The organism is Kistimonas asteriae (assembly GCF_018263925.1).
In the GTDB taxonomy this organism is placed as follows: domain Bacteria; phylum Pseudomonadota; class Gammaproteobacteria; order Pseudomonadales; family Endozoicomonadaceae; genus Kistimonas; species Kistimonas asteriae.
Map to the genome: position 1 here is coordinate 41759 of NZ_JAEVHF010000020.1, position 6059 is coordinate 47817.

Annotated in this window: 3 protein-coding genes; all 3 read right to left on the minus strand. The window is 54.7% G+C overall.

Features of this window, described 5'->3' with window-relative positions:
- Nucleotides 1–13: 13 nt before the first annotated feature.
- Genes KHS78_RS18895 through KHS78_RS18905 form a run of 3 tightly spaced genes read right to left on the minus strand, consistent with a single transcriptional unit; the run spans nt 14 to nt 5974 of the window.
- Nucleotides 14–1996 (minus strand): preprotein translocase subunit SecA, encoded by a 1983-nt coding sequence (locus tag KHS78_RS18895; RefSeq protein ID WP_211830285.1) that lies wholly within the window; start codon nt 1994–1996, stop codon nt 14–16.
- Nucleotides 1989–4130: an efflux RND transporter periplasmic adaptor subunit gene (locus tag KHS78_RS18900; RefSeq protein ID WP_211830287.1), complete on the minus strand. Its 2142-nt coding sequence runs from the start codon at nt 4128–4130 to the stop codon at nt 1989–1991. Before KHS78_RS18900 ends, KHS78_RS18895 begins: the two co-directional genes overlap by 8 nt.
- A complete protein-coding gene (locus KHS78_RS18905; RefSeq protein ID WP_211830289.1) occupies nt 4130–5974 on the minus strand; it encodes a GAF domain-containing protein in 1845 nt (614 codons plus the stop codon). Before KHS78_RS18905 ends, KHS78_RS18900 begins: the two co-directional genes overlap by 1 nt.
- Nucleotides 5975–6059 lie beyond the last annotated feature (85 nt).

Genomic DNA, 6059 nt, shown 5'->3' on the forward strand with positions numbered 1-6059 from the left:
TAACACCTCACTATCAGGAACCGGTGAACGATAAACGTTCATCCTGTTTTTCATCTGCCTGGAACAGTTGCCGGCGAATAGAAGCATGCCGACGTTCAACCTGTTTCTGCGCCCATTTCAACCGGACCAACCCAATACGCCCGCCAAAGCGAGATAAAGCACCAGACGCTATCCACTTTTCAAGCGCAACAAACCCCTTTCCTTCCAGCAGACTATCGTCCCCCGAAACCAGTATCTCGAAACTACCAGGATCGCCCTGACGGGCACAGCGCCCGGCCAGCTGCCGGTCAATTCGGGAAGCATCGTGATATTCCGTTAGAATCACATGCAGCCCACCCGCCAGTTCCACCGCCGGGGCCAGCTTGATATCCGTGCCCCGTCCCGCCATCTGGGTGGCAACGGTTATCTGCCCAGGTAATCCAGCCAAGGCAACAATGTCTGCTTCATGGCTGTCATTGACAGCACTGAGTACCTGATGCGACAACCCGTTCTGCTGTAGCAAAGTGCTTAACTGTTCTGCCTCTGCCACACTGGCTACACCGACTAACACTGGACGACCCATGTCATGCATACACCGAATACTGGTCAGCACCGCATGCCATTTCTCATGACTGGACTGAAAATAGCGTGGTGATAAATACTGCCGACGACTGGATCGATGGGTGGGAATAGGCATCACTGGCAAGCCATAAACTGACCAGAGTTCCCCCGCGACCTCATGCGCCGTACCGGTCATACCGGCAAGATGGTGATATTGCCGGAAAAAACGCTGATAGGTTATCCGCGCCAGCGTATCCCGGACGGCGGTCAACTCACAGCCTTCCTTAATTTCTACCAGCTGGTGCAGCCCCTGCTCCCAGCTGCGATCCGCCATGATCCGCCCTGTATGCTCATCAATAATCTGCACCTTACCGTCACGCAGCAGATAATGTCGATCTTTTTCCAGCAGCAAACGAGCCGTTAGTGCCTTGTGAATGATATCTTCCCGCCGCACTTTACCCGACCAATAACTGCCCATATGTCGTGTATTCGCTTTCAGGCGCTCCTCGCCTTCAGCGGTTAGCTGGACAGTACGCTGCTTCCTATCCAACTGAAAATCCCGGTCAACCACCATATCTGAAGCCAGAGTCATAGCCTGAGACAGCACCTTTTGCTGTTCAGGGCTGGCGCCATTACCACCAGAGATCACCAACGGGCTACGCGCCTCATCCAACAGGACACTATCAGCCTCATCCACAATGGCAAAATGCAAGCCTCGCAGTAACAGTGACTCACCGATATCCTCTTTCCCCTTGAGTCTTTCACCGTGCAGGTGCAAGGGGCTGCGATTGTTTTTCAGAATCAACTGGTCACGGAGATAATCAAAGACAACGTCCTTGTTCGTGCAATACACAACATCACAGGCATAAGCCTTTCGCCTGTCGTCTTGCTGCATACCTTGAACGACACATCCGACACTCAGCCCCAAAGCCTCATACACAGGCAGCATCAGTTCAGCATCCCGACGCGCCAGATAATCATTCACGGTAATGACATGTACCGGGATACCCGCCAGTGCAGCAGCGGCGGCAGGCAGCGTGGCGGTCAGGGTTTTACCTTCACCGGTCTGCATTTCCGCCACACAGCCATCAACCAACGCCAACCCCGCCAACAACTGAGCATCAAAATGGTACATGCCCAGGGTTCTTCCAGCCGTTTCACGGATCAGGGCAAAAGCTTCTGACAACAAGGCGTCCGTAAGCCCATTTCGATGGAGTTTTTTAGCGATTTGATCATAGAAAGTCTTCATCTCAGCGTCACTGGCAGTACCGAGCGACGCTGAAAACCGATGAATCGCTTGAAGCAAATGACGATGAATCCATTTTCGGCCGGACAACCTCTGATGCCCCTGCCCTTTGACACCGTGATAAAGACGCTCAAGCATACCGGCTGGCTTGACCCGTTGCTCCGGACGCAGCAGGGTACTGGCCGGCCGCCTCTCCGGACGCCTAGACATCCAGCTGCCTCAGGAAAACCCGGCGAATATCACGGAACCAGCGATAGGCCAAGGGCTCCGGGTCGTGCCGAAACAACACATAAACCCGTTCATTCAGGCGAGCCTGTACACCGTCGGCCAGTGCGAGTTCCAGCTCAAAATAGCGGCCAAAGGATTGAATGCCACGTTCTTTGTCCGGGTTGGCGGCTATACGACCGCCACCATCCAGGGTCAGTATCTCGCTGGGTAGTTGTCGGGTAGCCGCTGGCTCAATACGCAACACCCGGGCTTCCCAGGACCGGCTCCGGTCCGAAACGAACCGGACTTCCACCTGTCGCGTCTGATTACGCACCAGCTCTATAGCCTCTTCCGGCACCATGACAGTGACAGGCAAGTCACCGTAGTTGATGACGTAACCCAACAGATCACCTCGCGCCAGGTAGCGGCCTTCCAGGGTACCGCCGTCAGGTGGGTAAAACTGTCCCGTCTGTGGACTATTGATGGCCATCATTGCCATCTGCTGTCGTTTATTGGCCAGTTCCTCCTGCCGAAACCGGGCCACCTCACGGTTTAAATCCGCCACTGTTCGATCGCCCACACTGGCCTGGTACTGTGCCTGCGCTTCACGATAATTGGCCTCCAGCACCTTTTCCTGTGCCGCAAGCTCGGCATCGGACAGCTGCATCAATAACTCCCCGGCTTCTACACGGCTGGACGGCTGCACCGCAAGTGTTTCCACAAATCCACTGACTCGGGCACGCACTCGCGCCTGCTCAGAGGGGGTCATGACCCCCTCTGTCAGGGTCGCATGGGGAAAGGGAATAAAGCCCAGCAGAATCACCACGCCCGCAAGCACGCCGGATGTTACCCCCCAAAGCCGAACAGAACGGGTTTCCAGGGCGCGGTCTGTTACCGCCTTTTTCAGCAGTTTTCCCAGTGGCATCACAACAGTCCCAAACAACAACCAGATTGCGAGAATGGTACCAATGACAAAGTATTCACCGGCAATAAACAGCGCGATCATCACCATGATAAAAAGCCGGTAGATGTACGACACTGTGACATAACCGGCCAGCCACGCCCCTTCCCTGCGACTGACGACCGGGGACTCCAGCTTATCCACACCCAACACATAGCGTTTTACCAGATAGCCGACATACTGATTGCCACGCGTCGCCAGGTTAGGTATCTCCAACCAGTCCGACAGGACATAGTAAGCATCAAATCGAAGCAGCGGGTTTCCGTTGAAAAGCAGCGTCGATACACCGGCAATCAGCATGGTGTTGAACGCAATGGCGCGGACGGCGCCGGGCTCCACCAGCGTCCAGACAATCATGGCGATTGCCGCAATGAACGCCTCCACCAGAATACCGGCCGCTCCCGTCAGCATTCGCTGGTATTTGCTGTGAAACGCCGAGGCCGCCGAGGCATCCACATAAGGCACTGGAAAGAACACCAGCAACATGATGCCGATTTCATGCACTTCTCCACCCCAGCGCTTGACCGTATAGGCATGCCCCAGCTCATGAATGGTTTTGACAAAGGGATAAATCAGCGCAATCAGCAGGACATTTTCCAGTGACAATATACGGTCACTCACGTTATTAGTCAGCGCATCCCAGTGCAGGCCGGCCAGCACCAGCCCTGTCACAACAACCGCTAACCAGAAAATCATGCCCCAGACGCTGATCAGCGGACGTACCCAACCCTGGGTTTTACTCAGGAACCTCTCGGGATCGACCAGCGGAATCCTGATCGCCAACGGTGACTTGACCTTTTGCAGCAAACGTTTGCGCTCTATGCTGCGAAAACGCTCATGCAGTAAATCGATATCAGGCACGTTGTCCGAATGGAGAAGGTTGGCTTGAAACAACCGTGACACCAGGTCAATCACTTCATCCTGGGAAGGCATCGCATCGCCGAGTTGCCGGCATGCCTGCTCCCAGATAGCCTGCAGTGTACGACGACCATCCATCAGTCCGATGATATGCCAGGCTTCCGGGGTAAAACGATGAAATTGTCCTGTGGCGTGATCCTGCAATACAAACCAGACATTGCCGCGGTAGATATGCCGATGCACATCCGCATGACGACGCAGCCGCACCGTCATACCCGCCACACGGTACCAGGCCTGGCTGAACAGCGAGGCAGACATCAGGCCCACCACATCCAGAGTTTGAGACGAATCCAGGCAATAAGATCTCGGGTCCAGATATTGACCAGTCGGTCTTCACCCAGGTAAACCTTGCCAATGCCTTCCATGCCGGGACGAAGCTGCACCTCTCCGTCCTGCAGGCGGGCTTCAACAATGAACCAGGTTGCGCCATCTTCCGACAGTGTTTTTGGCGTGATCTTGTCAACGACAAAGGTATAAGGTTCATCCGGCAGGGCCGAGAGATGCAGTGTACCGGTCTGCCCCAGTACAACATCTGCAATCCGGCTTTCCGGCACCTTCAAGTCAACTCGGTAAGCGTCGAGTGGTGACACCTCGAACAACACTTCACCTTTGCCAACCGGTCCACCGAGGCGCTGACTGAGGTCGCCACTGATCACCAGTCCATCAAAAGGCGCTGTTTGACGGGAACGTTCAATCTGGCTTTCCACCAGGTTCAACTGGGCACGGGCCTGATCAAGCTGTGCGGCAATAATATTGACCCGGGCACGGTCATGCTCTGCGGTAGCCTCCTGGTACTGCCGGGAGAGTTTATTCTGATGGCTGCGCCAGCGCAGTTTTTCCAGCTGCAGGTCTCGATCATCCAAAGCGACCAGCAGCTCACCTTCCTGCACCTCATCACCAGCACGAACGGTTGTGTCCCGAACATACCCATCATAGGGCGCTACTACCACACGCTGCAGTACTGTGGTTAAGGCCGCTTCTGTTGAAAGACGGTTGTCACCGGTGGCAAAAGCCAGAAACAGTAAACAGACGACAGAGACGAAAGTCGCAAGTTTTCGTCCCAGATAACCAGGACCCAATAAACGACTCAGCTGCTCTTTTCCGGATTCCAAAGCCTTACGCCATAACGGTCGGTCATTCAGCCGTTTTTCTTCCAGTGCTGTGGCTGCCAGCGCCGTAGCACTTTCACAATAAATTGCCTCAGCATTTGAGAACGGCTTGTCTTCTGAGCGTTGAAGCGTGATAGCCCCCACGCACTGACCATCATGATAGAGCGGTACCGTTAAGATTGACTCGCCCTGATGCTGCTTTGCCAGAGACTGGTGAGCAATGACAATGAGGCCATCCGTGCTCTCAACGGGTAGTGAGACCATACGTCCCTGGTCTACCGCTTCTTCCATTGCTGACTCAATACAGCGTACCAGGTTCATACGCTTGGTAAACTGGGCACTGTGGGACAGGTGGCAAACCGTCACAGAACCGTTGCGCACAAACCCCAGACTGACCAGATCGCACTGCATGACCACCGACAACTCAGACACCAGTCGCATGGCTGCGGCATCAAAGTGTGGCTCTGCCAGCACCTTGGTTAACAAATCAACGGCTGTAGACAGACGCTGCTGTTCATCGTGTTTCGTATCAAGGGTTTCCCGAAGCAGTGACAGTTCAACCCAACTGATACCCCATTGCAGCTGCTGCATGGCCGCCTGAAGGACACTGTCACGACGACCATCAAGTATGAGCACCGCCACGCCCTCCAGCGAGGTTTTCACCATTACCGGATGGGCAATCGCCAGCAACGGCTCACCAACATCACGGTCGTTTAAATGGGTAACCAGCGGCGCCTGGTCTTCAATAACCTGTTCAATCAGTTCCGAAACAATTTCAATTTCTGGCATGACGCCGGGCCAGATCGCCACAGGCTGGAAAATGCCGTGTTCAGGGGATTTGATAGCAAGGAGTCCGGCATGAATACCGGTTATCTGTTCACACTGGCGGGTCAGCCACTGCAGATAGAAGGCTTCCCCCTGTAAACCTGACAGGGTTTGTCCTGCTTGGGAGCCGGTCGATTGCCCGGCCTGTTTGTTTTTTATTATTTGCATTAACAGACACCGTCAGGCAACTGCTGCCTGTAAAGCACCGGAAAGACACAGGGCTGACGTTGTCAGCCCTGTCGCCCAATGCATT

Coding starts and splice junctions, on each gene's coding strand:
- KHS78_RS18895 (WP_211830285.1), bottom strand. CDS start 1,996: ATGTCTAGGCGTCCGGAGAGGCGGCCGGCCAGTACCCTGCTGCGTCCG.
- KHS78_RS18900 (WP_211830287.1), bottom strand. CDS start 4,130: ATGTCTGCCTCGCTGTTCAGCCAGGCCTGGTACCGTGTGGCGGGTATG.
- KHS78_RS18905 (WP_211830289.1), bottom strand. CDS start 5,974: ATGCAAATAATAAAAAACAAACAGGCCGGGCAATCGACCGGCTCCCAA.